Consider the following 24,967-nt stretch of genomic DNA (forward strand, 5'->3'; position numbering starts at 1 on the left):
TTAAACGATAAGAAAGGAAGTTTTCCCATGGCTTATACGTTCAAACTCCCAGAACTGGGTGAAGGAATGGCCGAAGGCGAAATTTCTTCATGGCTAGTTAAAGAAGGAGACGAGGTTAAGGAAGACGACACGTTGGTCGAAATCCAAAACGATAAGTCTGTTTCCGAATTACCTTCTCCCGTTGCTGGGAAGGTTTCACAAATTGTCGCTCAAGAAGGCGACACGGTTGAAATTGGCGATCCACTGATCGTGATTGATGACGGTTCCGATACGGCACCTGACTTGACCAAGGCAAGTGACGCCGATGACGACGCAAAGGAAGAAGCACCTAAGGAAGAAGCTGCGCCAGCTCCTGAAAAGCCAGCTGCACCAGCTCCTGCCGCAGCCCCAACTGGGGTACCAGCTGCTTCTGATCCAAATAAGTTGGTTATGGCAATGCCATCCGTTCGTCAGTACGCACGGGATAAGGGCGTTGACATTACCTTGGTTGCCCCAACCGGGAACCACGGCCAAGTCTTGAAGGCTGACATTGATAACTTCAATGGTGCCGCTGCACCGGCTGCTGCCGCTGCTGCGCCAGCTGCTGAAGGCAAAGCCGCTGCTGGCCAAGCTATCAAGCCTTGGAAGTCCGATCAACCAGATCTGGAGACGCGTGAACCAATGTCTGCAATGCGGAAGATCATTGCCAAGAGCATGCGGACTTCTAAAGACATTGCCCCACACGTTACCTCATTTGATGAAGTTGACGTAACGAAGTTGATGGCTAACCGGAAGAAGTACAAGCAAATGGCTGCTGACCAAGACATTCACTTGACCTTCTTGCCTTACATCGTGAAGGCATTGGTTGCCACGATCAAGAAGTTCCCAGAACTGAACGCCTCGATTGATGACACTACCCAAGAAATTGTTTACAAGCACTACTACAACATTGGAATTGCAACCAACACGGATGATGGTCTGTACGTACCAAACATCAAGGCTGCTGATACCAAGGGTATGTTTGAAATCGCTAAGGAAATCACGGAAAACACTCAAGCTGCTTACGACAAGAAGCTGAGTCCTGAATCCATGGCCGGTGGTTCTATCACCATTTCCAACGTTGGTTCTATTGGTGGCGGCTGGTTCACGCCAGTTATCAACCAACCAGAAGTTGCAATCTTAGGGGTTGGTCGGATTGAAAAGGCGCCAATCGTTAACGAAGATGGCGACATCGTGGTTGGTCGGATGATGAAGTTGTCCTTGAGTTACGACCACCGTCTGATCGATGGGGCGTTGGCTCAGAACGCTTTGAACTACATGAACAAGATGTTACACGATCCAGAATTGTTGTTAATGGAAGGGTAGGATAATATGGCAGATGTTGAAAAGAAGGACACCGTCATCATCGGTGCCGGACCCGGCGGTTACGTTGCCGCCATTCGGGCTTCCGAATTAGGCCAAAAGGTCACTTTGGTTGAAAAGTCCGATACTCTGGGTGGTGTCTGCTTGAATGTTGGTTGTGTCCCTTCAAAGGCCTTAATTCAAGCGGGACACCGTTTGGAACAAGCCAAAGATGGCTCAACTTACGGTATCTCAACGGATAACGCAACGATTGACTTCAAGAAGACCCAGGAATGGAAGCAAAAGAAGGTCGTTGATCGGATGACCAGCGGCGTTAAGATGCTGATGAAGAAGCACCACGTTGACGTGGTCAACGGGGAAGCGGTCTTCTTGAGCGACACCCAATTACGGGTTATTCCAACCGGTGAAAAGCAGTTCATGTCCGCGGACACTGGTGCGACTTACGAATACAATAACATCATTATTGCATCCGGGTCACACCCAATCGAAATCCCTGGCTTCAAGTTTGAAGGTCGGGTCGTCGATTCTACCGGTGGCTTGAATCTGCCTGAAATTCCAAAGGAATTCGTTGTTATCGGTGGTGGTTACGTCGGAACTGAATTAGCCGGTGCTTACGCTAGCTTAGGGGCTCACGTGACGATCATTGAAGGAACTAAGTCGATTCTGGATGGCTTCGATAAGGACCTGGTTTCAGTTGTCCTGAAGAAGTTGAAGAAGAAGGGCGTTGACGTCATCACGAATGCGATGGCTAAGGGCTCCAAGCAAGATGACAACGGTGTTGAAGTTACTTACGCGGTCGATGGTAAGGAATCAACGGTTAAAGCTGATTACTGCATGGTGACGGTTGGTCGTAAGCCAAACACTGACAACCTTGGTTTGGAATACACGGGCGTTAAGATGAACGACCATGGCCAAATCGAAGTTGATAACCAAGGCCGGACGGCTTCTCAGCACATCTGGGCAATTGGTGACTGTGTTCCTGGTCCTGCATTGGCGCACAAGGCCTTTGCTGAAGCCAAGACGGCTGCCGGTGCCATTGCTGGTAAGAAGACGGCTAACGATTGGGTTGGCGTTCCTGCTGTTTGCTTCTCTGATCCGGAAATTACGACTGTTGGGTACTCCAAGAGCCAAGCAACGGATAAGGGAATCAAGGTCAAGACGGCACAATTCCCATTTGCTGGGAATGCACGGGCCGTTTCACTGGACGCACCAGATGGCTTTGTTCGCTTCGTCTACACGGACGACGACAACAAGAACATCGTGGGTGCTCAAGCGGTTGGACCAGAAGTCAGCACCATGGCTGGTGAACTGTCAATTATCGTTAACGACGGCTTGAACGTTGAAGACGTAGCGTTGACCATTCACCCACACCCAACGCTGAACGAACCAATTCAAGAAACTGCCGATATTGCTTTGGGCTTCCCAACGCATATCTAAGGTTTATGAAAAAGTTATTAAAAAGAGGACTCCCGTTTGGGGGTCCTTTTTTAGTGGAATCAGTGGGAATGGGTGCTTGCGATTCTAAGCAGTTCACTTATAATTAAAGAAGATATTGGAGTCTAGTAAAGGAGGGGTGCCCATGGCCCCAACCATGATGATTCAAGGGGCATCGGATCAGGTCCGACAGCTCTTACAGCAGTTGTTGACAGCCGACTTACCCGTGACTTGTGTGGTGGTCCCAGAACGCGCGGAGGAAGCGCCAACTTATCAGCCGCTGGTGGTGGCTAGTGCGTTGTGCGCCCGATTAACGGTGCGTTTAGGAACGGCTGCGGATTATGGTCAGGCTCAGTGGTTGGTCTTGTTGGATCAACCCCACGCGGAGCGCCCATTGACTGAGCAACTAGCGATATTACGGCGATTGACGAGTCGCGTCTTGGAAAATGGATTTCAGGGGCAGTTCGTCTTCGCAGGAGACCAGGATCAGGTATTCACCTACTTTGCTTGGAAATTCTCGGGAATTGCCCGGGAACGTGTCTGGGGATTGGGAACGGCGCCTTTAGGGCAACTCCTCACGGCACGGCTAGCTGAACGCTTGGCGGTAAGCCCCGGTTCGGTTCGAACGACCGTGATTGGTCAAGCTAGCGAGCCCATTGTGGCGTGGAGTCGGACCTACGTGGGTCCCATCCCCATCTTGATGTACTTGGCTAATGCGGACGGTCGGGTCAGTGCCGACGATTTAAGTCAGATGGAGACCTGGTTGCAGCGAGAGGCCGCGGGTTCCCTGACCACCTTGCGTTTGGTGAGCCTGATCAGTCTGTTGCGGCGTCTTTTGGCACAACAGGCGCCCATTATCTCGGTGACCCACCCACAGGCCGTTAAGCCAGTCTTAGCGGCGTCGAGTCCGGTTCTGGTCACACCGCAGGGATTGCGTGACCTGACCGACCTGAGCTTGGCTGAGGGGGAGCAACAGGCTTATCAGCAGCAGCTCACTCAGATTCAAGATACGATTGCGGCGTTGACGGCCGCACAGACGGAGGGAAAATAAATGGCGACAACATCAAATTATGCGTATCCGTTACAACCGGATTGGTCGACTGACGATATTCTAATCGTTACGCAACTTTATCAAGCAGTCGAAGCAGCCTACGAACAGCCTCGAGGAATTGCGGCGCAGGACCTGTTGACCGCGTACCGGGCATTTCAGACGGTGGTCCCCCAAAAGTTCGAGGAAAAGCAATTGGGGCGTGCCTTCGAGGACGTATCCGGGTACAGCATTTACCGCACCGTGAAACAAGCGCGGACGGTAACGGGATCAGTGAAAATGAAAGGAACGCATTAACATGACAGAAACCAATTGGCAACAGTTACAGACCGATGTCGTTGCCTTACTCAAAGAAGCGCGGCGGCAAGTTCTAGCCAAGATGCACCAGACCTTAACCGTGGACGAAAAGACTAGTCGTAAGGATTTAGTGACCAACGTGGATAAGGGAAATGAACAGTTTCTGATTGGTGGGATTCGGCAGTTGGATCCTCAGGCACAGATTCTGGGAGAAGAAGGTTTTGGGGATCAGCTGACTAGCATGGCTGGTCGCGTCTGGATTGTGGACCCCATTGATGGGACCATGAACTTTGTGAAACAACGGGATAACTTTGCCATGATGATTGGGATTTACCAGGATGGTGTGGGCCAGCTAGGTTTTATTTATGATGTTATGAACGATGTCGTCTACGCCGGGGGTCCCGTTGTCGGTGGTGTTTGGGCGAACGATCAGCCGCTAACGGCGCCCGCCAATCTGGCTTTAGCGGATGGCTTGATTGGGATGAGTGCGCCGTTAGTTATCCATGATGTGGCGCACACGCAGGCCATCGTCCACGCTAGCGCGGGGATGCGAATCTACGGGAGCGCTGGAATCGAAATGATTAGTATCATGCGGGGAAAGACTTTAGGGTACATTTCACATTTGAAGCCGTGGGACTTTGCGGCCGGACAAGTCTTATTGAATACATTAGGGATTCGGACTTCAACTATTGACGGACAACCGCTCAATATGCTATCATCTAACCTTGTATTAGTAGCGACGGAACAAGCGCAACGTGATATTCTCCGAATTGAAGAAGATGACGTCTCACTGTGACACGGTCACAGTTTTTTTATGCGGCCGGGCGGTATGGATGGACTTTACCCTTGAATGACGCTACAATTAAGCGTGCTTACCTTGTTGTAAACATGCCGTGATCCATCTAATTCAACAAGCACGAAAGGAAGAAATATTCTTGAAAACCAGAGATGATATCCGTAACATTGCCATCATTGCCCACGTTGACCACGGGAAGACGACCCTTGTCAACGAAATGTTAAAGCAGTCCGACACGTTGGACGAACACACGTCCATTGAGGACCGGGCTTTGGACTCTAACGCCATTGAACGGGAACGTGGGATCACGATCCTGTCGAAGAACACGGCGGTTCGTTACGGAGACAAACAAATCAACATCTTGGATACCCCAGGACACGCCGACTTTGGTGGTGAAGTTGAACGAATCATGCGCATGGTTGACGGTGTGCTGTTGGTTGTCGATGCTTATGAAGGAACGATGCCACAAACGCGGTTCGTTCTGAAGAAGGCCTTGGACCAACACTTAACGCCAATCGTTGTGATCAACAAGGTTGACCGTCCGGGTGCCCGTCCTTCTGAAGTTGTGGACGAAGTACTGGACCTGTTTATCGAATTAGGGGCCGATGAAGACCAACTGGACTTCCCAGTGGTTTATGCCTCTGCTATGAACGGGACGTCTAGCTTTGATCCTGACTTGGATACCCAAGAACACACCATGAAACCAATCTTTGACACCATCGTTAAGCACATTCCAGCACCAATCGACAACGAAGACGAACCTTTACAGTTCCAAGTTGCCATGTTGGACTACAACGACTTCGTTGGTCGGGTTGGTATCGGTCGGATCTTCCGGGGGAAGATTAAGGTCGGTGACAACGTTACGGTTATGAAGTTGGACGGTTCGAAGCAAAACTTCCGGGTAACTAAGTTATTTGGGTACTTTGGTTTGAAGCGTTTGGAAATCAAGGAAGCCAAGGCTGGTGACTTGATTGCCGTTTCTGGGATGGAAGAAATCAACGTTGGGGAAACTGTTGTGGACCCAGCACACTTAGAGCCACTTCCATTACTGCGGATTGACGAACCAACCCTGAAGATGACTTTCCGGACTAACGACTCACCATTTGCTGGTCGTGAAGGGAAGTTTGTGACGTCTCGTCAAATCGAAGAACGGTTGAAGCGGGAGCTGCACACTGACGTCTCATTGCGGGTCGATGACACGGATAACCCAGGTGCTTGGGTAGTCTCCGGTCGTGGGGAACTGCACTTGTCCATCTTGATCGAAACTATGCGGCGTGAAGGTTACGAATTGCAAGCTTCTCGTCCAGAAGTTATCTACAAGACGATTGATAACGTACGTTGCGAACCATTCGAATCCGTTCAGATCGATACGCCTGACGAATACACTGGTTCTATCATTGACACGCTTTCCAAGCGGAAGGGTGAGATGAAGAACATGGAAGCCGTTGGGAACGGTCAAACGCGGTTGACGTTCTTAGCACCTTCACGGGGCTTGATCGGATACGCAACGGAATTCCTGTCCATGACACGTGGATACGGAATCATGAACCATACCTTCAGCAAGTACCTGCCAGTTATCAAGAACTGGAACCCTGGTCGTCGGAACGGGACGCTGGTTTCCATCAACTCTGGTAAGGTAACCACTTACGCCATCATGGCAATCCAAGACCGGGGGACGATCTTTACGCCTGCCGGAACGGAAGTTTACGAAGGGATGATCGTCGGTGAAAACAGCCGGGAAAACGACATCTCCGTGAACATCACGCGTGGCCGGAACCAAACTAACGTCCGGGCTGCCGGTTCTGAAGATATCGCGAAGGTTAAGACGCCATTAGTGATGTCTCTGGAAGAATCACTGGAATTCATCAACGAAGATGAATACTGTGAAATTACCCCAGAACACGTTCGTCTGCGGAAGCAAATCCTGAACACGAGTGAACGGGAAAAGGCTGCCAAGAAGTTACGTCACGGGAATAACAAATAAGCTAAATTTTAAGCGAAACTTTACCGGAAGTGGTACGGGTTGTCCCGTATGGCTTCCGGTTTTTTTGTCTGAAAAATTCGTTAGGGGCTATGCTATAATGAAAATACTCAATAAAACGAGGCGTTAGCGCTGGACACTTCTGGGGCTAACTGGCTAAAGGTAAGGGCGTTGGGCAACTCACGTCCTAAGTTCAGGTAATGAGCCAATCAGTCGGGCTGGTTGGCTTAGCGATGCACAGTTTTGGATGACCTGAATGAGTTGTGGTGAGGCATTAAAACGCGATGAGCTGTTGCTTGACTCACCATAAGCCACTGGTTAGTTGGTGGTAGTTGACATGTCGCTGATTTAGCGACGGACTTGGAGCGAGTTAAACGATGCGAAAACTAAAGTATTTGGATTATTGGTTGATGGTTCCGTATCTGGTATTAAGTATCCTGGGAATCGTCATGGTGTATTCGGCGAGTGCCGACATTGGGTCCCAAAATGGTGGGAGTCCGTTTGGGTATCTGGTGAAGCAGACCATTTATGTCGGGTTAGGCCTAGGAATCTTATTGGTCACCTTATCGTTGAATCTACATAAGTTGCGCAATAAGACGCTGCAACGTCGGCTGTTGTGGGTGGCGTTACTCTCGTTACTGGGATTGTTCCTTGTGGGGAAAACCATTAACGGGGCGGCTGGCTGGTTTCGGATTGGGCCGGTGGGGATTCAACCCGCCGAGTTCATGAAGTTTTACCTGATTATTTTTGTGGCCTATTCGATTTCGAAACGGCAGGACGATTTGGCGGAAAATTACGGATGGTGGTCGACGTTTATGGAGCCCATCGTGATTACAGCTTGTATCGTTGGCCTGATCCTGGCGCAACCGGATTTAGGGGGAGCGGCCATTAACGCTACCATTGCGGTGGTGATGTTTCTAGCTAGTGGGTTTAATTATAAACGGGCGAGTGCGTATCTGGTGGGCCTTGTCTTGCTCGCGGTCTTCGTTGTCTTGCCATTCTTGACGTGGCTATCTCAGATGAGTTTTGCCAAGAATTCGTATAAGTTACAACGAATCGTGGCGTTTACGCACCCCTTCGCTAATTCACAAGATTCTGGTCAGCAATTGGTGAACTCGTACTATGCACTAAGCAACGGGGGCGTCTTTGGTGTTGGCTTAGGGAATAGTATCCAAAAGACGGGGTACTTGCCGGAACCTAATACGGACTTTATCATGGCGATCCTGGCTGAGGAACTGGGGCTGGTGACCGCGTTATTCGTGATTACCTTGTTATTTATCATGATTATCCGAATCGTTTATATTGGGAAGAATTGTCACTCGGCCTACTATGGGTTAATCTGTTACGGTGCGGCGACTTACCTGACCGTGCAGTCGTTCTTTAACCTAGGCGGGGTCTTGGGGATGCTCCCCATTACGGGGGTCACGTTCCCGTTCATTAGTTATGGGGGGTCCAGTACGTTAACGTTGGCCCTAGTCTTTGGGGTGGTCTTGAATATTAGTGCCCGCCAGAAGGGGTATCGGCCGCAAGTTGCGGCTCCCGCAGAAGAAAACGAGTAAAGGAGATGGGAATTATGGCGTTTACGATGCAACCGCGTCAGAGCTTGATCGTCTACACCTATAGTTTGAAGCAGACGCGTCAATTAAAACGTTACGGGACCGTGATGTATGTCTCGAAGAAGATGCGGTACGTGGTCTTGTATGTGAACCGTGAGGATGTCGAGAAATTAACGGCTCAGTTGAAACAACTGCGGTTCGTGAAGCGGGTCGTCCCGTCGAATCGACCACAGATTAGCGAGACGTTCAACGGTGTGAGCGACAAGTTGAGCGAAACTGACGAAGCAAAGGATGATGAAGCATGAGAATCGTAGCAGGGGACTTTGGGGGTCGCCGGTTAAAGGCCGTTCCGGGGATGGCCACCCGACCCACCACGGATAAGGTCAAGGAGGCCATGTTTAACATTATCGGCCCGTACTTTGAAGGCGGCCAAAGCCTCGACCTGTTTGCAGGGTCGGGGGGGCTCAGTATCGAAGCCGTTTCGCGGGGAATCGATCGTGCGGTCTTGATTGACCGACAATACGCAGCCATCAAGACGATTAAGGATAACGTGGCGGTGACTAAGGCCCCTGAACGCTTTACCATTTTGAAGCGGGATGCGAACCGGGCGGTACAGGAGTTGGCCCGGCAAGGCGAACAATTTAACCTAGTCTTTTTTGACCCGCCGTACGCCCAGCAAAAGATTGTGGCGCAGATGACGCAGTTACGCGAACTGCATTTATTGACGCCAGGAGCACGAATCGTGTGTGAGACGGACCAGAATGCAGAGCTGCCGGATGACGTGTCGGGATACGAGTTTGTTGAACGGCGCACTTACGGAATTACCGTTTTGACGATTTATGCGTTAGGAAGTGAGCCAGCATGACGATTGCGGTCTTTCCCGGCAGTTTTGATCCGCTGACTAACGGCCATTTAGACTTAATCACGCGTGCGAGTCGGTTGGTCGATCAGTTAGTGGTGGTCGTCGGTCAGAATACGGCGAAAACGGGTGTTTTTACGCCGGAAGAGCGGATGGCTTTCATTCAACAGAGTGTTCAGCAGTTGCCCAACGTGACGGTCCGGATTGAATCCGGCTTGACCGTGGACTTCATGCACGCCATGCACGCGACGGTATTGATTCGGGGGTTGCGGAATAGTACGGACTTTGAGTACGAACAAGGAATCGCGGGAATGAACCGGCACCTTGATGCGACCATCGAGACGGTTTGTTTGATGGCAGATGCCCGCTACCAGTTCGTATCTTCGAGCCTGTTACGAGAAGTCGCAAAATTCGGCGGTGATTTGACGGGCCTGGTACCACCAGCAGTGGCGACCGCCTTACAAGCGCGCTTAGGAAGTGGTAATTAGGATGAAACGATTACGACAGCTTTCGCGACGACAGTGGTGGCAGATCTTAGGAACGGCACTGGCCGTTGTCGCGATTTTGGCCTTCTTTCTCTTCCCCTTACCCCGGTACATTGAAGGGCCAGGAGAAGCGGATGATCTCAAGACGTTTGTGAAGATGCCGGGCCATGCGGATAATCGGCCGGGAAAATTCATGATTACGTCGGTGGCGTTGGCACAAGCCCGCCCGGTAAGCTACCTCTACGCGAAGTTCAATCCTTATTACACGATTGAACCGGTTGAGGCTGTGACCGGGGGCGAAAGCAACGCGACTTACGATAAGGTCCAGAACTTCTATATGCAAAGTGCCATCAATGAAGCCATTTATACGGCTTACCATGCCGCTAAACGTCCAGTTAAGCGGCAGTATCTAGGAATCTATGTGCTTAGCGTCGATGCGAATTCGCCGTTCAAGCGACAGCTAAAGGTGGGGGATACCGTGACCAAGGTCAACGGTCACCACTTTGATCAGATGATTGGCTATCAGCGCTATATTCAGCGACAACCCGTGGGAGCTAAGGCCACGATTACGTTTAAGCATAATCAACAGACCAAGACGGCGACCGCTAAGCTGATGCGATTGCCCACTAAGAAGGCCGGTATCGGCATCACGCTGACGGATAACGTGAAAGTGACGCCTAAGACCAAGGTGACGGTGGATCCGGGGAACATTGGTGGCCCCTCTGGGGGATTAATGTTTAGTCTCCAGATCTATCAACAGCTGACCGGTGAGGATTTACGGCAAGGTCGTAAAATTGCCGGCACGGGAACGGTCGATAGTGACGGTAACGTGGGTGAAATCGGGGGGATCGACAAGAAGATTATTGCGGCAAAACGAGCCGGTGCGACGGTCTTCTTTGCTCCCTACATCAAACCGACTAAGTTGATTCTAAAGTACGAAGAGAACCACCAAACCAACTATCAGTTGGCTAAGGCCACGGCGAAGCGTTATGCGCCGAAGATGAAGGTGGTCCCGGTGACTTCCTTCCAAGACGCGGTACAGTACTTAAAGACCCATCCGAATAAGTAAGACGAGAATCTTTTCGTTACGGCGAAAAGATTTTTTTGCACAAAAGGGACCTCCCTTACGGAATTAACCGTGAAAGGGAGGAATGTACATGGAACGTTTGAAGACCTGGTGGTACGCTCAGGCGCGCGACCGTCAAGTGATCATGGGTGGACTGGGAATTTTGCTGGTCGGCCTTCTAGGCTGGTTCTTACTGCGACCCGCAACGCCGGCGCCGTTGCCCCCCGCTACGCCCCCCGTTAACCGGGCGGCGCAATCTTCGGTCACGCATCCGGCCGGGACAACTGCCAGTCAATCGAATGCTACGGAAGTGGTGGTCGATGTTCAGGGCGCTGTGCAACGACCGGGTTTGTACCGGTTTAAGCCGGGGATGCGAGTTGCGGATGCCGTTCGGGAAGCGGAGGGCTTGACCGACCGCGCTGACCGGCAGAAGGTTAACCTTGCGACCCGACTAGTGGACCAACAGCAACTTTACCTGCCGAAAAAAGGCGAGAAGGCCCCCGCAACAAACGGGTCAGCACCAGGGCCAACGGGGGGCAGTCATGCGGCGGCGACCTCGACAGCTGGGCCGGACATCCCGCTTAATTTGAATCAGGCTACCGTCACGGATTTACAGAAATTATCGGGAATCGGGGCGAAGAAAGCGCAGAAAATCGTGGATTACCGCACGGAACACGGAGACTTCAAGACCGTCAATGATTTGACCCAAGTCGCTGGTTTCGGGGAGAAGACGGTGGCCCGGTTACAAGCGCAACTGACCACTTAGGGCGTGGTATACTAGACGAATATTAAGCGAAATGGGGCTATGAACGTGAAAAAAGAACGGATTCCTTGGGATCAATACTTTATGCTGCAAGCGTTGGTGATTTCGACACGGAGTACCTGTAACCGGCTTTCGGTCGGGGCAATCATCGTCCGGGATCGGCGAATCATCGCGGGCGGCTATAATGGGTCGGTCTCCGGTGACGACCATTGTCTGGATGAGGGGTGTTACTTAGTAGACGGGCACTGCGTTCGGACGATTCATGCCGAGATGAATGCCGTGTTGCAGTGCGCAAAGTTTGGGGAACCAACGGCCAATGCGGAAATCTACGTAACGGATTTTCCGTGTCTGCAATGCACTAAAATGCTGCTGCAGGCGGGAATTACCAAGATTACTTATCTCCGGAATTACCATAACGATCCGTATGCACAAAAGCTTTTGAAGTTAAAGCACGTGACGGTCAACCAGATCGACGTGTCGCCGGACCTCCTGACGCACCTTTCGTTATTTGACCACTAGTGAGTGGCGCCTATTGGTTTTTGATGAGCTGGCCGGTAATGGCGCTGACCTTGGTATTCAACGGTCATCCCGTGGCCGGCGGCGGCCTAACCCTGGTGACCTTAGGACGTATCTGGTGCTTACGTCAGCGGCGGTTTTGGTGGCTGACGCTGGGCGTGTGCTGTGCCGCGGGTCTCTGGTTTGGATGGCACCAAGGACAGCTGCAAGGGTTGCGGTTGTCGCCAACCCGGGCTATGGCTTGGACCACAACGTTACGCGTTCAGCCGGATGACTTGCATTTTCGGGGGAATCGCTATCGGGTGATTGGCCAACAGCCCGATGGGGAGCGGCTAGTTGTGTCCGGAATTGCGCGTACCGCGGCGGATTATCAGCGGTTGCGACAATTGGCCGGGCCGACGCTCTGGACGGCTCGTGGTGATAAACAGGGCCTGTTGCCGGCCCCCAACCTAAACCAGTTTGATGGTGCGGCGTATTGGGGCCATCGGGGAATTGCCAACACGTTACGACTGACAGCCCCGCCGCAGATCCGGCCCGCGTCCTCGTCCGGGTGGCAGCGGTGGTCAGATTGGTGGCACCGCCAACGGGTTCGGCTGATAAGGGCTTGTGAGCACTTACCGGGTGCGTTGCGGGTCTATGCTTTAGGGCTATTTCCAGGGATTCGGGCGCCGGAAGCTGCGGCGGAGTTGATGGGGATGCAACGTTTAGGCGTCATTCATCTTTTTGCCATTTCCGGCCTGCACGTGGCCCTATGGTTGACTGTGGGGGGAATGGATGGCCGTTCACCTGCGCCTGCCGCGCGAATGGTGGGAGTGGGGGCTAGTGTTCTTTTTGCCCGGCTATGCCATTCTGGCCGGTGGTGGTAGCGGGGTGACCCGGGCTTGTTGGATGCGCGGGGTCCAGTTGATGGGCCAACGTCTGGGACGCTTGCCCGATGCACTAACCGGATGGACGGTGGCCTTAATGGTGGGACTTTTGACCAATCCCGGGTTGTTAGTCGAACTGGGTGGTCAGTTGAGCTACGGTCTTTCGCTGGGATTGATTCTGCTGCGGCGGGAGACGCCCCGGTGGCGCCAGGTCGGGTTACTACTGTTGGGATTGCCGGTCTTGCTGTACGGTATCTTTCAATGGCACGTTTTGACCTTGGTTGCAAACTGGCTGGTGGTTCCCCTTTTTTCGGTAGTCTTATTGCCGGTAACGGTGGTGGGGACCGTCTTGGGACTCTGGTTGCCGGAGATAGCAGCCGGCTGTGCACGCCTCTTGGGGGCCTTTGATGCGGTCTTGACCTGGGCGGCCCAATTACCGGGCAATGTGGTTTTTGGGCGTCCTCCTTGGTGGTTAGCGCTCACCTGGGTCGGCTTGACCTGGTGGGTGTTTAGTCGTCCCGTTTCACGGCGACGTACTTGGTTGATGGTATTAGGTGTCAGTTACGGTCTGGCATTTGGAATCATCCACCATCCACCCACTGGAGAGGTTAGTTTCTTTGACGTGGGTCAGGGCGATAGTATCTTGATTCGAGAGGCGGGGAATCGCCGCGTGAGCCTCATTGATGTCGGGGGGCGTCTGACCGTTCCGCAACCGCCTTGGGCGCCACGAGCACCCGTGAGTTACGGGGCCCAGGCAACCGTGGTCGCGTACTTGCAGAGCCGCGGGATTCGTCACTTGGATGCCGTGTATCTGACCCACCATGATGCGGATCATATTGGGGATTTACCGGCCATCTTGGCAAATTTTGAAGTGGCGACGATTTACGTTCCCGCGGGGATGGAGACGGAGGCCGCTTGGCAACGCCACCTACCGTTGGCAGTTCGGCAACGGGTGCGGCCCTTACAAGTGGGGGATGCGGCGGCACTACGTGTTTGGCACCCCTTAACGCCGGGGGTGGCGGATAATGGTGGCTCGTTGGCCTTACAGGGCCAGTTCGGTGGACGGCGCTTCCTCTTCATGGGTGACCTGGATCAGGCGGGAGAACGTCAGATGATGGCACTGGCGCCGACGTTACGCACGGACGTCTTAAAAGTGGGCCACCATGGTAGTGATACCGCAACGGCACCGGAATTCATCGCACAACTGCGACCGGCGTTAGCCATCATTTCATCGGGCCGGCATAATCGATACGGGCACCCCAGTCCAATCACACAAGCCACTTTAGCTCAGCAACAGATCCCCGTTTTAAACACGCAGGAGCGGGGGATGATTCAGTATACTTATTGGGGGCAGCGTGGTTGGTGGACCACGGCCCTAAACTTGAAGGAGGAACCGCCTGAATGACAATCACAGACTTATTAAAGAACTTACAATCCGGAAAGGCGACGGCATCCGTGTACCTGATTATGGGGCAGATGACTTACTTTCAGCGGCGCTTAAAGACGGCGTTTAAGCAGTTGATTCCAGCCGAGGAGCAGACCATGAACTTTGCCGGCTACGACCTGGAGACCGTGCCACTGGCGGTAGGACTGGACGATGCGATGGCGGCGCCCTTTTTTGGGGAGCGCCGGGTGGTCTGCCTGGACAATCCGACATTTTTGACGGGGGAGACCAAAAAAAGCAAGGTCGACCATGATCTGGATAGCTTAGAAAAGTACTTAAAGGCCCCAATGCCCAGCACCGTTTTGGTTTTCTTTGCGCCGTACGCTAAGCTGGATGGGCGCAAGAAGATTGTGAAGCAACTCAAAAAAGCCGCCACAACGATTGAATTGGGCGACTTTTCGGAACGGGATGTTCGGACCTTCTTCCAGGCGCAGGTCAAGCGAGACGGGTGTGCGATTGCCCCGGACGCGTTGAACGAGTTGGTGCAGCGAACGGATGCTGACCTGACCTTAATGATGAACGAAAAGGCGAAACTCGAGCTATTCTCGTTACCGGAGAAGACCATTCAACTTGAGGCCGTGACGGGGTTGGTCCGCCAGACGCTCACGCAGAACGTTTTTGACCTGGTCAATCGAGTCCTGGCGAAGAACACGGCGGGGGCCGTAACACTTTACCGGGAACTTTTACAGGCGAAGGAGGAACCGCTGCGGATCAACGCGATTTTACAAGGCCAGTTCCGTCTCTTGATTCAGACCAAGGTCTTGGCCAAGCAGGGCTACAGTCAGGGAAAACTGGCGAGCACCTTAAGAGTGCATCCCTACCGGGTGAAGCTGGCGCTACAGACTCAGCGCCGGTTCCAGTTGACCGATTTGAACCGGGCGTACCTGGGACTATTTCGAGTGGAACGGCAGATGAAATCCAGTACGCTGGACCCAGAACTATTGTTTTCGTTGTTTATGACCCAGTTTGCGGGGCAGAAGGCGACGGTGTAAATGAGCGAATAAAAAAGGCGCCACCCCGCAGGGTCGCGTCTTTTTTGCATGCATGCATCATTTAATCGCGATTGATTAATTGATTACTTAGCTAAACGTGCAGCCATCCGTGACTTGTCACGGGAAGCCTTGTTCTTCTTGATCAAGCCCTTTGAAGCGGCCTTGTCAACAGCAGCACTAGCAACACGGAATAATTCTTCTGCGTTGTCGGCACCGGCAGTCTTCGCTTGTTCGAACCGCTTAACGGCAGTCCGCATCGTGCTTAATTGTGCGGAGTTACGTTCGTTAGCCTTAACGTTGGTCTTGGCACGTTCGATTGCTGATTTGATGATTGGCATGAAAATTTCACCTCCGAGATGAGAAATCCTAATACGGAAATCTTAATTTCAACGTATGCTATTATACAGAAGCCACCAGCCGAATGCAATAGCTGGCTAGTGATTCTTGTAAAGTAATTTTACTTGATAGGTTCTAAGAAGACAAGACTTGCTATTTTGAGCCAAGTCCAGTAGTATAGTTTACGTGCTTTAAGCACAAACCTCTAACTTAGTTTGTCCGGCGGCCACCGACGGCTTACTCAGTTTGAGGCACTTATTTGAAAGGGTGGTAATTTACCATGGCTATTAGTCAAGCAAAGAAGAACGAAATCATCAAGCAATACGCACGTCACGAAGGCGATACGGGGTCGACTGAAGTTCAAGTTGCCGTATTGACTGCTGACATCAACGAAATCAACGTTCATATGCAAGCCCACCGTAAGGACTTCCATTCACAACGTGGTTTGATGAAGAAGATCGGTCACCGTCGTAACCTGTTGGCTTACTTACGGAAGACTGACGTTCAACGTTACCGTGAATTGATCAAGAGCTTAGGTCTGCGTCGTTAATTCGTCGCACCGCCAAAAGGTCCCCTCATTTTTTGAGGCGGGCCTTTTTTGTTGTGGGGGTTAGGTGATGGATCGGCCTGAGTACTACATATAATGACCTCAAATAATAAAAATGCCGTCAGCTCGGCGGTTCGCACACTAATGGCTTTCCTAAATTCTCTAAAAATGATAGACTGAAGGAAGTTTATTACGGACGAATTGCGGTGGACGTTACCCGCAAGTAAGAACCGGGAGATAACCGGAATAAAATTTAATGACGAAAGAGTTATTTGAGGTGGACTTATGAGTGCAAAGATTAAGATCATCCCGTTCGGCGGTGTTCGCGAGAATGGGAAGAACATGTATGCTGTGGACGTTAATGGCAGCATTTACATTTTAGATTGTGGGTTAAAATACCCGGAAAATGAGTTATTGGGAATCGATGTGGTGATTCCAGATTGGTCGTACTTACGGGAGAACAAGGACCGCATCGTGGGTGTTTTCCTGACGCACGGTCACGCGGACGCCATCGGTGCATTACCGTACTTTTTGAGTGAGTTCAACGTCCCCGTTTTTGGGTCTGAAATGACCATCGCGTTGGCTAAAATCAACGTGGCGGCTGAACCTAAGGTCAAAAAATACGATGATTTTCACGTCATCGATGAAAAGACGGAAATCGACTTTGGCGACGTGGTCGTTTCCTTCTTCGCCACCACGCACTCGATTCCAGAATCCTTAGGAATCGTTTTGAAGACCGACGAAGGACGTATCGTGTACACCGGGGACTTTAAGTTTGACCAGACGGCTAAGCCGGGGTACCAGACCGACTACGCGCGGTTAGGGGCCATTGGCCAAGCAGGGGTGCTGGCACTACTGAGTGACTCAGCCAATGCCGAGAATCCGGCCATGAATGCTTCTGAGCAGACGTTAGCGGAATCAATCGAAGAAACGTTCCATTATCGGGATGGCCGCATCATCGTGGCCTGTGTCGCATCCAACATCTTACGGATCCAACAAATCTTTGATGCCGCCGTGAAGACGGGGCGGAAGGTTTGCTTGACGGGTCGTGATTTGGAGAAAATCGTGAATACCGCGATGGAACTGGGAAAGTTGTCGTTTGATGATGACTTGTTAGTGACCCCCGATCAATTGGACGCATTAAAGCCGGGAGAAACGGTTATTCTTCAGACCGGAAAGATGGGAGAACCCATCAAGGCCATTCAGCGGATGGCGAACAAGCAAGAAAAACAATTGAATATTCAACCTGGAGACTTGGTGTACATCGTGACGACTCCGTCCCATGCCATGGATACCACGGTTGCCCAAACGCGGGATATGGTTTACCGGGCAGGCGGTGAAGTTAAAGCCATCTCGGATGAGCTGAACTCGTCAGGACACGCCTACAAGCGGGACCTGCAGTTAATGTTGAACCTGATGAAGCCCCAGTACTTGATTCCTATTCAAGGAGAATACCGGTTGCTGAACGCCCACGCGCAAGCTGCCCTGGAATTGGGGATGGATCCGGACCATATCTTTATCCTAGCTAAAGGCGACGTTTTGACGTATCAGAACGGCCAAATGGGCTTAGGTGAAGGTATCGACGTGAGTGATACCATGATTGACGGTATTGGCGTTGGGGACATCGGAAACATCGTGTTGCGTGATCGGAAGGTCTTAGCCGACGACGGGATCTTCATTGCGGTCGTGACGATTGATCGTAAGAAGAAGCAAATTGTGGCGGAGCCTAAGATTACGTCCCGTGGCTTTGTCTACGTCAAGGCCAATAAGGACCTCATGCAGGAAAGCTCTCAGATTATCTGCAAGACGGTTCAGAATAACTTGGATAATAAAGAGTTCGATTGGGGACATTTGAAGCAAGACGTTCGGGAGCATCTGAGTCATTATCTCTTCGAACAGACGCATCGCCGGCCTGTGATCTTACCAGTTATTATGGAAGTTAACCAACATCATCGGCGGTCGAGCAAGTCGAAGAACGCCAAGAAGGCGCCCGAAAAGCCAGCACAGGCACCTAAGACGCATAAGACCAAGGGACAAAAGACGGATACCACGCAAAGTGGCCAACATAAGTCCCGGAATCATCGGCGTCGGCGCCACGGCGGCAAGCAACACACCGCTGCGCCAGCGAACAAATCAGAAGCTTAAGTTGTGAAGGGTGGACTGACAGTCTGAAGGGGCTGTCGGTCCATTTTCGCACGCAAAAGATGGGGGAAGATCAATAGATGACACAACCAACTTTTGAAACCGCCCTGGCTGCTTATCAGGCTGCTAAGTGGTCTACGGCTAGTGCTGAATTTACCACGTTGTATCAGGCACAACAAACGCCGGAACTAAACCGATACCTAGCAGTTAGTTTATTTCAAGATCAGCAGTATTTGGCGGCTGAACAAATTGCAGCAGAAAACGATGGGGCGTATTTGACCAGTGACACCTGGTTTAACTGGCGCCTGACGATTGCCCTGCATAATCAACAGTTTATTTTTGCGCGAGAACTTTGCGAACTGCCCCAAGCAGCTGCCTGGCGATCCGCGGGAATTCAGCGGATTACAACGGCTGAACAGACGGCTAGCACACAGTTAGCGGCGACGCAAAACGTGATTGCGAAACAGTTTTATCATTTGGGGGATGCACCACTGCGTGAACAACAGCATCGCTTGTTGCGGGCCCATCAGCTTCCCTTGGCCAAGTTCTTACAGGGGACACGGTATTTATTAGTTGATCCGTTCCTTCACCCCCTCTTACGGGCGACGCTCCTTGAGGAATTGTACCGGTTGCGGGTCAATCTGACGGTGCAACTCCATTGGCTGGATGATCAGGTCCATACGGTGGCGACCCGGGATTTGATCGGGGTAACGCAAGGGAAGGCGGCTCAAGCAGCTTTAGTCTATTTACAGGAGCAAATCGCTCAAAATAATCCCGGATTAGCGACAAATGTTCGGCAAACGCTTAACTTACAGCTCATGTTGTTGTATCCTTTTGCTGACGAAATTATCACGCAGCCACAAGCGTGGGTCGATTGGCTCGCGGGTCGACCACTGGACCAGACCGTTTCTGAAACGGATTGCAAAGTAATTGCAGACTGGCAAAAGCGCTTGACGACGCACTTAGAGGCTTTATTTGCTGCCGTAAATGACGAAAATTCCGAAAATTCGTGATATTTTAGTTTACAAATAAAACGGGAGCAGATATACTAGTCAAGGATTCTTTTTTGGAAGGGTTCCAGCTTTCCCTTTCAGGGAAGAAGTAGTATAATTTTACGCAAAGAGTGATTAATTTTCGTCTGAAAGTTAACCGTTCTTACGATAAAATACAGGAGGGTTTCATTAATGGCTGAAAAAGAACATTATGAAAGAACTAAACCCCATGTAAATATTGGTACTATTGGCCATATTGACCATGGGAAGACGACTTTAACTGCTGCAATCACTAAGGTATTGGCTGACAAAGGTTTAGCTAAGGCCGAAGATTACGCAGATATCGATGCTGCTCCAGAAGAACGTGAACGTGGTATCACGATCAACACCGCCCACGTTGAATACGAAACGGAAAAGCGTCACTACGCGCATATCGATGCCCCAGGACATGCTGACTACATCAAGAACATGATCACTGGTGCCGCTCAAATGGATGGTGCGATCTTAGTTGTTGCCGCAACTGATGGTCCTATGCCACAAACGCGTGAACACATTTTGCTGGCTCGCCAAGTTGGTGTTAACTACATCGTTGTCTTCTTAAACAAGACCGACTTAGTTGACGATGACGAATTGGTTGACTTAGTTGAAATGGAAGTTCGTGAATTGCTGTCCGAATACGATTACCCTGGTGACGATATTCCTGTTGTTCGTGGGTCTGCTTTGAAGGCTCTTGAAGGCGACAAGGAACAAGAACAAGTTATCTTACACCTGATGGACATCGTTGATGACTACATTCCAACGCCAGAACGTGACAACGACAAGCCATTCTTAATGCCTGTTGAAGATGTCTTCACGATCACTGGTCGTGGGACTGTTGCTTCCGGTCGTATCGACCGTGGGACTGTTAAGATCGGTGACGAAGTTGAAATTGTTGGTTTACATGACGACATTTTGAAGACGACCGTTACTGGTTTGGAAATGTTCCGGAAGACGTTGGACCTTGGTGAAGCCGGGGATAACGTTGGTGCCTTACTTCGTGGGATTAACCGTGACCAAGTTGTTCGTGGTCAAGTTCTGGCTAAGCCAGGTTCGATCCAAACGCACGAAAAGTTCAAGGGTGAAGTCTACATCTTGAGCAAAGAAGAAGGTGGCCGTCATACGCCATTCTTCTCCAACTACCGTCCACAATTCTACTTCCACACCACTGATATCACTGGTGTTATCGAATTGCCTGATGGCGTAGAAATGGTTATGCCTGGTGATAACGTGACGTTCACTGTTGAACTGATCCAACCAGCTGCCATTGAAAAGGGTACGAAGTTCACTGTTCGTGAAGGTGGCCACACCGTTGGTGCCGGTACCGTTACGGAAATTGACGACTAATTAACTTCGGTTAATTAAGACGTACCGCAAAAAGGGGCTTGAAAAGTTTAACTTTTCAGTCCCTTTTTCTTTGCTTGAAATCGAGAAGAGAGCGGGCGGTAAAAATTTCGGGTTACCCGGGGTAAGTGCCCGTCATTCACGGCTTTTAAGCAAAAATCATTTTACAATTGGCAATGGTTAAGGTACACTAATACAGTATGCAATTGCTAGAATTGTAAATAGTAATATCTTTCATTTCGGAGGGAATACAATGGCTGCAAAGTGGGAAAAAAAGGACGCAACTAAAGGTGAATTAACCTTTGAAATCGCGCCTGATAAGATTAAGGAAGGCTTAGACAAAGCTTTCCAACGTACCAAGAAGAACCTGGCTGTCCCTGGCTTCCGTAAGGGTCGTGTGCCTCGTCAAATCTTTGATCAAATGTACGGTGAAGAAGCATTGTACCAAGATGCCTTGAACATCGTCTTACCAGATGCTTACGAACAAGCTATCAAGGATACTGAAATCGAACCAGTCGACCAACCTCAAGTGGATGTTGAATCCATGGATAAGGGTAAGGCTTGGGTTTTGAAGGCCGTTGTAACGGTTAAGCCAGACGTTAAGTTGGGCGAATACAAGAACTTGAGTGTCACGAAGCAAAACACCCGAGTTTACCAAAAGGACATTGACGCTGAACTTGAAAAGCAACGTCAACAACAAGCCGAATTAGTCTTGAAGGAAGACGAAGCCGCTGCTAAGGGCGACACGGTCGTGATTGACTTTGACGGTTACGTTGATGGCAAGCAATTCGATGGTGGTAAGGCTGATAACTACTCCTTGGAATTGGGCTCTAACTCCTTCATCCCAGGCTTCGAAGACCAATTAGTTGGTCACAAGGCTGGTGAGAACGTTGACGTTAAGGTAACCTTCCCTAAGGATTACCAAGCCGAAGACTTACGTGATAAGGAAGCAACCTTTAAGGTTACGATTCACGAAGTTAAGGAAAAGCAATTGCCAGAATTGGACGACGAATTTGCTAAGGACGTCGACGAAGATGTTGACAGCCTTGACGAATTGAAGGCCAAGACTAAGGATCGTCTGAAGGAACAAAAGACGACGGCAGCACATGACGCTATCGAAGACGAAGCCATCAGCGAAGCTGTTGACAACGCCGAAATCGCTGAAGTGCCAGAAGCCATGATCAAGGACGACATCGATCGTCAAATGGATCAATACTTGGCTAACATGCAACAACAAGGCATCCAACCAAAGATGTACTTCCAGCTGACGGGTACCACGGAAGACGACTTGCGGAAGCAATTCGCTGACGGTGCTGAAAAGCGGGTCAAGACGAACTTGGTTCTGGAAGCCGTTGTTGAAGCTGAAAAGATCGAACCAACGGAAGACCAAATCAAGGCAGAAGTTAAGGACTTGGCTGGTCAATACGGGATGGAAGAAAGCGCCGTTCGCAGTGCTTTATCCGATGACATGCTGAAGCATGATATCGCCATCAAGGCGGCCGTTGACTTAATTGCCGACTCTGCTAAGCAAGACAAGAAGAAGGACGCTGAAGACTAATTTAGAGTCTTACAGGTCTGACCGGGACGACAATTTGTTGTCCCGGTTTTTCTTTAGCACGCCAGCCGACCGGTGCCGTGTGAAGACGGATTAATTCTCTAACGGTCGGAACTGTGGTATAGTACACCAATGACGGGGAAGCCTGGTTTGTTCAACAGGCATACTGACCCAAGGAAATAGACTGGGGCAACTGCCCGAGGAGAAAGGGTGAGTTTATTGTTTGAAAACACCGAAACGAATGGCCCTGTGACCTGCTCTTTTTGCGGGAAAACCCAAGATCAAGTGCAGAAAATTGTTGCGGGACCAGGTGTTTACATCTGTAACGAATGCATCGATCTCTGTAAAGAAATTATCGATGAGGAATTTAGCCAAGATAATGCCCAGGAGACGTTGGAAGTCCCAACGCCAGCCGAGATTGTCCAGACGTTAGACCAATACGTCATTGGTCAAACGGAGGCTAAGCGGACCTTGTCCGTAGCGGTTTACAACCACTATAAGCGGGTCAATGAAATGGCTAAGCACGACGATGGCCCCGAATTACAAAAGAGTAACATTGCGGTTATCGGGCCTACCGGTTCTGGGAAGACTTATTTAGCCCAGAGCTTAGCTAAAATCTTAAACGTTCCGTTTGCGATTGCGGACGCCACGACCTTGACGGAAGCCGGGTACGTGGGGGAAGACGTTGAAAATATTCTCTTGAAGCTGCTACAAAACGCCGATTACGACGTTGATCGGGCGGAAAAAGGGATTATTTACATTGATGAAATCGATAAGATTGCTAAAAAGGCTGAAAATGTCTCGATTACACGGGACGTTTCCGGTGAAGGGGTTCAACAAGCGCTCCTGAAGATCTTGGAAGGAACCATTGCTAACGTGCCGCCTCAAGGTGGTCGGAAGCACCCACAGCAAGAGTTCATTCAGATCGATACGACCAACATCCTGTTCATCGTTGGTGGGGCCTTTGATGGTATCGAAGGCATCGTTAAGCGGCGGTTAGGCGACCAAACGATTGGGTTTGGTGCTGATACCAAGGAACAGAAGGTTCTGTCATCTGGGGATAGCTTGATGCAACACGTGATTCCAGAAGACTTGTTAGAGTTCGGGTTAATTCCAGAATTCATTGGACGGTTGCCTATTTTGACAGCCCTGGAAAAGCTGGATGAACACGACCTGGTCCGGATCTTAACGGAGCCTAAGAACGCGTTGGTTAAGCAATACGAGAAGCTCTTGTCGTTAGATGATGTGCAACTTGAGTTCCAGCCAGCAGCATTGCGGGAGATGGCTAAGTTAGCGATTGCTCGGAATACCGGTGCCCGGGGCTTACGGTCCATTATTGAAGACGTCATGCGCGACATCATGTTCGACTTACCAAGTCGACACGATGTGGCTAAGGTGATTATTACGGCTAAGACCGTGACGGATCACGAAGAACCTGAATTGGTCTTGAAGGACCAAAAGGCTTCTTAATTAAATGCAAGTTGAAGCGACTGGTCAGCGATGACTGGTCGCTTTTTGCGTAAGCTGTAGCCCCCGTGGCGCGGGGACGACCGTGAGGATTTAGAATTCTCCCCATGTTGAGGGAAATTGTGTGTTAGAATGGTGAAAGATATTTTGGAGAGGATGGCACAAAGGAATGGAAGTTAATCACGTAGAACTCGTTATGAGCGCGGTTCAGCCCAGTCAATACCCCACCACGGGTTATCCAGAGATTGCGTTGGTTGGTCGCTCGAACGTTGGAAAGTCATCGCTAACGAACGTCTTGATCAATCGGCGGTCGTATGCACGGACCTCAAGTCAGCCTGGTAAGACGCAAACGTTGAACTTCTATAACGTTGAAGACCAATTATACTTTGTGGACGTTCCCGGTTACGGATACGCGAAGGTCTCGAAGGCGGACCGGGAAAAGTGGGGGCAGATGATTGAAACGTACCTCACGCAGCGTGAACAATTACGTGGCGTCATTTCATTGATTGATGCCCGGCACGCTCCGACCGCCTTGGATGTTCAGATGTATCAATGGCTGGCGTACTATGATTTGCCAATCTTGATTGTCGCGACTAAGAGTGACAAGATTGCTCGTGGTAAGTGGAACCAAGCCATTAGCCAAATCAAGAAGACGTTAGGGTTACCCAACGCGGATAATATTGTGTTGTTCTCTGCACCGCAGAAGATGGGCAAAGATGCCGTCTGGCAGTGGATTGAAGAACGTGCTTTTGGGGAGGAATAATTGTGGAATTTAATGAGTATCAACAAGCTGCCAATCGGACCCTGTACGGCAATGAACAAGTTCTGACCAACTGTGCCCTGGGCCTAGCGGGTGAGACGGGTCAGGTCGTGGAACTGGTCAAGCGCTACACGTTCCACGGTCAAGATCTCGATCATGACGCGTTGGTCAAGGAAATGGGGGACGTTTTGTGGTATCTGAGTCAGGTTGCCCAGTGGGCCGATATTGACTTCGACGAGGTTGCCCAAAACAACATCCAACGGTTAAATGACCGGTATCCTAATGGCTACCATAAACAGCTTAAGGATTAACGCAAAAGGGTCCCCGCGGAATTTGTCCGCAGG

At 50.8% G+C, this 24,967-nt stretch carries 25 protein-coding genes; 24 read left to right on the forward strand and 1 reads right to left on the reverse strand.

Annotation, left to right across the window (positions count from 1 at the left end; all coding sequences use genetic code 11):
- The first annotated feature begins 27 nt into the window (after window positions 1-27).
- From FD30_RS00855 to holA, 16 genes are all read left to right on the forward strand, one after another.
- Window positions 28-1,344 carry a 2-oxo acid dehydrogenase subunit E2 gene (locus FD30_RS00855; RefSeq protein ID WP_056943514.1) on the forward strand — a complete coding sequence of 439 codons (1,317 nt, stop codon included), beginning with the start codon at window positions 28-30 and terminating at the stop codon, window positions 1,342-1,344.
- A 6-nt stretch (window positions 1,345-1,350) separates the two neighbouring features.
- Complete coding sequence (gene lpdA / locus FD30_RS00860; RefSeq protein ID WP_056943515.1) at window positions 1,351-2,778, forward strand: dihydrolipoyl dehydrogenase; 1,428 nt, start codon at window positions 1,351-1,353, stop codon at window positions 2,776-2,778.
- 142 nt (window positions 2,779-2,920) lie between these two features.
- Window positions 2,921-3,826: a hypothetical protein gene (locus FD30_RS00865; RefSeq protein WP_056943516.1), complete on the forward strand. Its 906-nt coding sequence runs from the start codon at window positions 2,921-2,923 to the stop codon at window positions 3,824-3,826.
- Window positions 3,827-4,120 (forward strand): UPF0223 family protein, encoded by a 294-nt coding sequence (locus FD30_RS00870; RefSeq protein ID WP_056943517.1) that lies wholly within the window; start codon window positions 3,827-3,829, stop codon window positions 4,118-4,120. It abuts the gene before it with no gap.
- 1 nt (window position 4,121) lies between these two features.
- Window positions 4,122-4,916 carry an inositol monophosphatase family protein gene (locus FD30_RS00875; protein WP_056943518.1) on the forward strand — a complete coding sequence of 265 codons (795 nt, stop codon included), beginning with the start codon at window positions 4,122-4,124 and terminating at the stop codon, window positions 4,914-4,916.
- A 139-nt stretch (window positions 4,917-5,055) separates the two neighbouring features.
- Window positions 5,056-6,900 (forward strand): translational GTPase TypA, encoded by a 1,845-nt coding sequence (gene typA / locus FD30_RS00880; RefSeq protein ID WP_056943519.1) that lies wholly within the window; start codon window positions 5,056-5,058, stop codon window positions 6,898-6,900.
- A 374-nt stretch (window positions 6,901-7,274) separates the two neighbouring features.
- Window positions 7,275-8,456: an FtsW/RodA/SpoVE family cell cycle protein gene (locus FD30_RS00885; protein WP_056943520.1), complete on the forward strand. Its 1,182-nt coding sequence runs from the start codon at window positions 7,275-7,277 to the stop codon at window positions 8,454-8,456.
- A 14-nt stretch (window positions 8,457-8,470) separates the two neighbouring features.
- On the forward strand, window positions 8,471-8,758 hold the full coding sequence (locus FD30_RS00890) for a YlbG family protein (protein ID WP_056943521.1): 288 nt from the start codon (window positions 8,471-8,473) through the stop codon (window positions 8,756-8,758).
- Window positions 8,755-9,318 carry a 16S rRNA (guanine(966)-N(2))-methyltransferase RsmD gene (rsmD, locus tag FD30_RS00895; protein ID WP_024746108.1) on the forward strand — a complete coding sequence of 188 codons (564 nt, stop codon included), beginning with the start codon at window positions 8,755-8,757 and terminating at the stop codon, window positions 9,316-9,318. Before FD30_RS00890 ends, rsmD begins: the two co-directional genes overlap by 4 nt.
- A complete protein-coding gene (coaD, locus tag FD30_RS00900) occupies window positions 9,315-9,800 on the forward strand; it encodes a pantetheine-phosphate adenylyltransferase (RefSeq protein ID WP_056943522.1) in 486 nt (161 codons plus the stop codon). Before rsmD ends, coaD begins: the two co-directional genes overlap by 4 nt.
- 1 nt (window position 9,801) lies before the next feature.
- Complete coding sequence (locus FD30_RS00905) at window positions 9,802-10,866, forward strand: SepM family pheromone-processing serine protease (protein ID WP_056943523.1); 1,065 nt, start codon at window positions 9,802-9,804, stop codon at window positions 10,864-10,866.
- Window positions 10,867-10,954: 88 nt separating this feature from the next.
- Window positions 10,955-11,629, forward strand: coding sequence for a helix-hairpin-helix domain-containing protein (locus tag FD30_RS00910; protein ID WP_056943524.1), 675 nt, complete (start codon window positions 10,955-10,957; stop codon window positions 11,627-11,629).
- A gap of 45 nt (window positions 11,630-11,674) precedes the next feature.
- Entirely contained in the window at window positions 11,675-12,145 is a 471-nt protein-coding gene (locus tag FD30_RS00915; RefSeq protein ID WP_225426452.1) for a ComE operon protein 2, read from the forward strand.
- Between the two features lie 23 nt (window positions 12,146-12,168).
- Entirely contained in the window at window positions 12,169-13,008 is an 840-nt protein-coding gene (locus FD30_RS11845; RefSeq protein WP_268872082.1) for a ComEC/Rec2 family competence protein, read from the forward strand.
- On the forward strand, window positions 12,965-14,413 hold the full coding sequence (locus FD30_RS00920) for a DNA internalization-related competence protein ComEC/Rec2 (RefSeq protein ID WP_263862282.1): 1,449 nt from the start codon (window positions 12,965-12,967) through the stop codon (window positions 14,411-14,413). The genes FD30_RS11845 and FD30_RS00920 overlap by 44 nt, the downstream gene beginning before the upstream one ends.
- Window positions 14,410-15,444 carry a DNA polymerase III subunit delta gene (gene holA, locus FD30_RS00925; RefSeq protein ID WP_056943526.1) on the forward strand — a complete coding sequence of 345 codons (1,035 nt, stop codon included), beginning with the start codon at window positions 14,410-14,412 and terminating at the stop codon, window positions 15,442-15,444. Before FD30_RS00920 ends, holA begins: the two co-directional genes overlap by 4 nt.
- 83 nt (window positions 15,445-15,527) lie before the next feature.
- Here holA and rpsT read toward each other — a convergent pair whose 3' ends face one another.
- A complete protein-coding gene (gene rpsT, locus FD30_RS00930; RefSeq protein WP_024746115.1) occupies window positions 15,528-15,782 on the reverse strand; it encodes a 30S ribosomal protein S20 in 255 nt (84 codons plus the stop codon).
- A gap of 278 nt (window positions 15,783-16,060) precedes the next feature.
- Here rpsT and rpsO point away from each other — a divergent pair, with 278 nt between their 5' ends.
- From rpsO to FD30_RS00970, 8 genes are all read left to right on the forward strand, one after another.
- Window positions 16,061-16,330 (forward strand): 30S ribosomal protein S15, encoded by a 270-nt coding sequence (gene rpsO, locus FD30_RS00935; protein ID WP_024746116.1) that lies wholly within the window; start codon window positions 16,061-16,063, stop codon window positions 16,328-16,330.
- 282 nt (window positions 16,331-16,612) lie between these two features.
- Window positions 16,613-18,472: a ribonuclease J gene (locus tag FD30_RS00940; RefSeq protein WP_056943527.1), complete on the forward strand. Its 1,860-nt coding sequence runs from the start codon at window positions 16,613-16,615 to the stop codon at window positions 18,470-18,472.
- A 77-nt stretch (window positions 18,473-18,549) separates the two neighbouring features.
- On the forward strand, window positions 18,550-19,482 hold the full coding sequence (locus tag FD30_RS00945; RefSeq protein WP_056943528.1) for a hypothetical protein: 933 nt from the start codon (window positions 18,550-18,552) through the stop codon (window positions 19,480-19,482).
- A 171-nt stretch (window positions 19,483-19,653) separates the two neighbouring features.
- Window positions 19,654-20,844 (forward strand): elongation factor Tu, encoded by a 1,191-nt coding sequence (tuf, locus tag FD30_RS00950; protein WP_024746119.1) that lies wholly within the window; start codon window positions 19,654-19,656, stop codon window positions 20,842-20,844.
- A 250-nt stretch (window positions 20,845-21,094) separates the two neighbouring features.
- Window positions 21,095-22,399 carry a trigger factor gene (gene tig, locus FD30_RS00955; protein ID WP_056943529.1) on the forward strand — a complete coding sequence of 435 codons (1,305 nt, stop codon included), beginning with the start codon at window positions 21,095-21,097 and terminating at the stop codon, window positions 22,397-22,399.
- Window positions 22,400-22,615: 216 nt separating this feature from the next.
- On the forward strand, window positions 22,616-23,866 hold the full coding sequence (gene clpX / locus FD30_RS00960) for an ATP-dependent Clp protease ATP-binding subunit ClpX (RefSeq protein ID WP_146999988.1): 1,251 nt from the start codon (window positions 22,616-22,618) through the stop codon (window positions 23,864-23,866).
- Between the two features lie 166 nt (window positions 23,867-24,032).
- The gene (yihA, locus tag FD30_RS00965; RefSeq protein WP_056943531.1) at window positions 24,033-24,626 is read left to right on the forward strand and encodes a ribosome biogenesis GTP-binding protein YihA/YsxC; all 594 of its coding nucleotides are present in this window, start codon (window positions 24,033-24,035) and stop codon (window positions 24,624-24,626) included.
- Window positions 24,627-24,628: 2 nt separating this feature from the next.
- Window positions 24,629-24,934: a nucleoside triphosphate pyrophosphohydrolase family protein gene (locus FD30_RS00970; RefSeq protein WP_024746123.1), complete on the forward strand. Its 306-nt coding sequence runs from the start codon at window positions 24,629-24,631 to the stop codon at window positions 24,932-24,934.
- The last annotated feature ends 33 nt before the right edge of the window (window positions 24,935-24,967 follow it).

Origin of the sequence: Levilactobacillus namurensis DSM 19117 (genome assembly GCF_001434785.1) — a bacterium.
In the GTDB taxonomy this organism is placed as follows: domain Bacteria; phylum Bacillota; class Bacilli; order Lactobacillales; family Lactobacillaceae; genus Levilactobacillus; species Levilactobacillus namurensis.

What these genes read in the sequence shown, in the direction of transcription:
- FD30_RS00855 (WP_056943514.1), top strand. Translation starts at nt 28, where the DNA reads ATGGCTTATACGTTCAAACTCCCAGAACTGGGTGAAGGAATGGCCGAA.
- lpdA (WP_056943515.1), top strand. Translation starts at nt 1,351, where the DNA reads ATGGCAGATGTTGAAAAGAAGGACACCGTCATCATCGGTGCCGGACCC.
- FD30_RS00865 (WP_056943516.1), top strand. Translation starts at nt 2,921, where the DNA reads ATGGCCCCAACCATGATGATTCAAGGGGCATCGGATCAGGTCCGACAG.
- FD30_RS00870 (WP_056943517.1), top strand. Translation starts at nt 3,827, where the DNA reads ATGGCGACAACATCAAATTATGCGTATCCGTTACAACCGGATTGGTCG.
- FD30_RS00875 (WP_056943518.1), top strand. Translation starts at nt 4,122, where the DNA reads ATGACAGAAACCAATTGGCAACAGTTACAGACCGATGTCGTTGCCTTA.
- FD30_RS00885 (WP_056943520.1), top strand. Translation starts at nt 7,275, where the DNA reads ATGCGAAAACTAAAGTATTTGGATTATTGGTTGATGGTTCCGTATCTG.
- FD30_RS00890 (WP_056943521.1), top strand. Translation starts at nt 8,471, where the DNA reads ATGGCGTTTACGATGCAACCGCGTCAGAGCTTGATCGTCTACACCTAT.
- rsmD (WP_024746108.1), top strand. Translation starts at nt 8,755, where the DNA reads ATGAGAATCGTAGCAGGGGACTTTGGGGGTCGCCGGTTAAAGGCCGTT.
- coaD (WP_056943522.1), top strand. Translation starts at nt 9,315, where the DNA reads ATGACGATTGCGGTCTTTCCCGGCAGTTTTGATCCGCTGACTAACGGC.
- FD30_RS00905 (WP_056943523.1), top strand. Translation starts at nt 9,802, where the DNA reads ATGAAACGATTACGACAGCTTTCGCGACGACAGTGGTGGCAGATCTTA.
- FD30_RS00910 (WP_056943524.1), top strand. Translation starts at nt 10,955, where the DNA reads ATGGAACGTTTGAAGACCTGGTGGTACGCTCAGGCGCGCGACCGTCAA.
- FD30_RS11845 (WP_268872082.1), top strand. Translation starts at nt 12,169, where the DNA reads ATGAGCTGGCCGGTAATGGCGCTGACCTTGGTATTCAACGGTCATCCC.
- holA (WP_056943526.1), top strand. Translation starts at nt 14,410, where the DNA reads ATGACAATCACAGACTTATTAAAGAACTTACAATCCGGAAAGGCGACG.
- rpsT (WP_024746115.1), bottom strand. Translation starts at nt 15,782, where the DNA reads ATGCCAATCATCAAATCAGCAATCGAACGTGCCAAGACCAACGTTAAG.
- rpsO (WP_024746116.1), top strand. Translation starts at nt 16,061, where the DNA reads ATGGCTATTAGTCAAGCAAAGAAGAACGAAATCATCAAGCAATACGCA.
- FD30_RS00940 (WP_056943527.1), top strand. Translation starts at nt 16,613, where the DNA reads ATGAGTGCAAAGATTAAGATCATCCCGTTCGGCGGTGTTCGCGAGAAT.
- FD30_RS00945 (WP_056943528.1), top strand. Translation starts at nt 18,550, where the DNA reads ATGACACAACCAACTTTTGAAACCGCCCTGGCTGCTTATCAGGCTGCT.
- tuf (WP_024746119.1), top strand. Translation starts at nt 19,654, where the DNA reads ATGGCTGAAAAAGAACATTATGAAAGAACTAAACCCCATGTAAATATT.
- tig (WP_056943529.1), top strand. Translation starts at nt 21,095, where the DNA reads ATGGCTGCAAAGTGGGAAAAAAAGGACGCAACTAAAGGTGAATTAACC.
- yihA (WP_056943531.1), top strand. Translation starts at nt 24,033, where the DNA reads ATGGAAGTTAATCACGTAGAACTCGTTATGAGCGCGGTTCAGCCCAGT.